A 2,737-nucleotide genomic window follows, 5' to 3' on the forward strand; every position below is an offset into this window, starting at 1 on the left:
CACCGCCGGCCACCACAAGCGGATCTACGACCAGGTATTTCTCGATGGCACCTACACCGCCGGTGGCTGCCTGATCGTCGCGGCGACCATCGACCACGTGATCGCCTGGCACTGGTGCAAACACGAAACCACCCGCGACTACCAACTGCTGCTTGAACGCATCGAAGCCCCACTCATCGCCGTCATCGACGGCGGCCAAGGCGCATACAGCGCAATCAAAAAGTGCTGGCCGACTACGAAAATTCAACGCTGCCTCGTCCACGCCCAACGCGTGGTCCGCCGCTACACCACCACCAACCCACGCACCGATGCCGGGCGCACCATCTACCGACTTGCGCTGAAACTGACCCGGATCACCACACTGGATGAAGCCGCCGCGTGGGGTGTGCAACTGCACGAGTTTTCAACGATCTACCGGGAATGGATGAACGAGAAAACCATGATCAAAGACCCCAAAACAGGTGCATGGACCCGCGTGTGGACCCACCACAACGTGCGCAAGGCCTACAACAGCCTCAACCATCTTTGGCGGTCCGAGATGCTGTTTGTCTACCTCAACCCGCCAGCAGGAGTCCTTGCGCCCGAGCGGATCAAATCCACCACCAACAGCTTAGAAGGCGGCATCAACGCCCAGCTCAAACTGCTCGCCAGAACCCACCGCGGCAGATCAGGCGAACGACAACGCCGCATGCTGGATTGGTGGCTCTACTTAAAAACGGAACTGCCTGACGATCCAGTACGAATCGCCAGGCAGTCCGACTGGGGCCAGGGCCAACTCGCCAAAGTATCCACCCTGACCCAAACCGAGAACCAAGCCGACCACGAAACAGGACGCCCAGCCCTCTACGACAACGCTATCGACACCGACTACACCCACTCAATCGGCATTCAAAAAGGCCAAATCTAACCCCCGCGACACGCCGAGCCAGACACACATTTTGACCCTTAACCCTTTAATGGATATAATTAGACCCATGTTCTTGCGGTTGCGCACCAACCGCTAAGGCGGTTTCCTACCCCGTAGGTTAAAAACCGCTCCGGTCCTTTAGCCGGGCGGCTATTTGTCATGCCCGGCTCCCTTTCAAATCCAAGGAGCACACCTGATGTCTGCATACGGACACGGCCGTCACGAGCATGGCCAAAATTTTCTCACCAACCACAAGATCATCAACTCCATCATCGACCTTGTGAAACAAACCTCCGGCCCCATCATTGAGATCGGACCAGGAAGCGGTGCCCTCACTCACCCGATGGCCCACTTGGGGAGGGCGATAACGGCAGTTGAAGTGGACGCAAAACTAGCTGCCAAAATCACACAAGAAACCTCCTCGGCGGCGGTCGAAGTGGTCCATGATGATTTCCTTAACTTCCGGTTACCCGCCACTCCCTGCGTCATTGTGGGAAACATTCCCTTTCACCTCACCACTGCCATTCTTCGAAAGTTGCTGCATGCGCCAGCATGGACTGACGCTGTACTCCTCATGCAGTGGGAAGTCGCTCGCCGCCGGGCCGGGGTAGGCGCAAGCACGATGATGACGGCTCAGTGGTCCCCATGGTTCACATTTCACCTGGGTTCTCGGGTACCAAGGCCTGCTTTCCGGCCACAGCCAAACGTTGACGGGGGGATCTTAGTGATCCGCCGGGTGGGTGACCCGAAGATTCCGATAGAGCAGCGCAAAGCCTTTCAGGCGATGGTGCACACCGTTTTCACTGCCCGGGGACGCGGGATAGGGGAAATTCTCCGAAGGGCAGGGTTGTTTTCATCACGTTCAGAAACACAATCATGGTTGCGCTCGCGAGGAATCGACCCCGCGACCCTACCTCCCAGATTGCACACCAACGACTGGATCGATCTCTTCCAGGTGACTGGTTCCTCTCTACCTCACCATCGACCCATTTCACCATCGGGAAGTAGTCAACGACCTCCTCAACGGAAAAACCGAAGCCGGCGGCGTTAATCCCCACCAAAACCGAAATCCACCAGTAGTACTAAAAGGGCTCTTCCGGTTTTAGAGTGCATTGATTAGTTCGCCGGGGGTTCGGGCGTGGCACAAGATATTGGGGTCCTTGGCTTTGTAGGAAAAAGGTATCTAATCCATCCGTACAAAACTAAGGACCTACTGTGCAGCCTAACGGAAATGTCATCGTCGATACCATCTGCCGCACCGCAAAACTAGGAACTACTATCACCGGTGCCACAGAAAACGGTGACGTCACTGTTATTGAAGCCGAACCCGTCGAGCCGATCAATGAATGCCCTACCTGCGGGCAGCCTGGAGTATTCCGCGACCACGTCATCCGCAGCCTGGTCGATCTGCCCATCGTCGGCCACCCAACAACTTCATGTGCGCCTTCCACGCTACCGGTGCACCAACAAGCGTTGCTTGCAGAAGATCTTCCGTGCTGGCCTTGCCTGCGCGCCCGACAATTCAAAGACCACGGACCAGGTGACCCACTGGATCCTGCAACGACTCTGCCTAAATCGGATGAGCGTTGCCGCTGCACCCAAGTCATTAGGCCTGGGGTGGGATATGAAGTGTCCCAGGTTTTGTTCCGTTTGATGAAACCCGTTTTTGAAACAACGTACGGAGCACAACGCACGCCGATGCCAAAGCTTCCGCAACATCGACTACCTCATCAAACCCACGACAGTGGGATTCACACCCTCAATCCCCACGCGTGCAATCTGGGTTAAGGGTCAAAAAGTGTGTCCGGAATCGCGGATTTTCACGGATTG

The 2,737-nt window shown here is 56.3% G+C and carries 2 protein-coding genes and 1 pseudogene; all 3 read left to right on the forward strand.

Annotated features, from left to right (window positions below):
- Positions 1–907 (forward strand): IS256-like element IS1249 family transposase (locus tag HMPREF2894_RS05850; protein ID WP_070678215.1); only part of this gene is annotated, 907 nt, incomplete at its 5' end.
- Between the two features lie 196 nt (positions 908–1,103).
- Positions 1,104–1,958 carry a 23S ribosomal RNA methyltransferase Erm gene (gene erm / locus HMPREF2894_RS05855; RefSeq protein ID WP_016459102.1) on the forward strand — a complete coding sequence of 285 codons (855 nt, stop codon included), beginning with the start codon at positions 1,104–1,106 and terminating at the stop codon, positions 1,956–1,958.
- A 164-nt stretch (positions 1,959–2,122) separates the two neighbouring features.
- Positions 2,123–2,540: pseudogene (locus HMPREF2894_RS09125) on the forward strand (transposase family protein); the annotation flags it as partial.
- Positions 2,541–2,737 lie beyond the last annotated feature (197 nt).

The sequence above is a fragment of the Rothia sp. HMSC066G02 genome (genome assembly GCF_001813145.1).
In the GTDB taxonomy this organism is placed as follows: Bacteria; Actinomycetota; Actinomycetes; order Actinomycetales; family Micrococcaceae; genus Rothia.